Below are 275 nucleotides of genomic sequence, written 5' to 3' on the forward strand. Positions count from 1 at the left end.
ACGCAAAGGAAACGTCATGAGCCTGAACCTGGTACCGGCTGGCAAGAGCCTGCCTGACGACATCTACGTCATCATCGAAATCCCGCAGAATGCCGACCCGATCAAATACGAAGTCGACAAGGACAGCGGTGCCATCTTCGTTGATCGCTTCATGTCCACCCCGATGTTCTACCCGTGCAACTACGGTTACGTGAACGCCACCCTGTCCCTGGACGGTGACCCCGTCGACGTGCTGGTGCCGACTCCCTACCCGCTGCTGGCTGGCTCCGTCATTC

The 275-nt window shown here is 58.5% G+C and carries 1 protein-coding gene; it reads left to right on the forward strand.

Annotated elements, in window-relative coordinates:
* Positions 1-16: 16 nt before the first annotated feature.
* On the forward strand, positions 17-275 hold a 259-nt coding region (locus B4920_RS26245; RefSeq protein ID WP_173862710.1), incomplete at its 3' end, for an inorganic diphosphatase.

It is taken from the genome of Zoogloea sp. LCSB751 (assembly GCF_002028455.1).
Taxonomy (GTDB): domain Bacteria; phylum Pseudomonadota; class Gammaproteobacteria; order Burkholderiales; family Rhodocyclaceae; genus Zoogloea.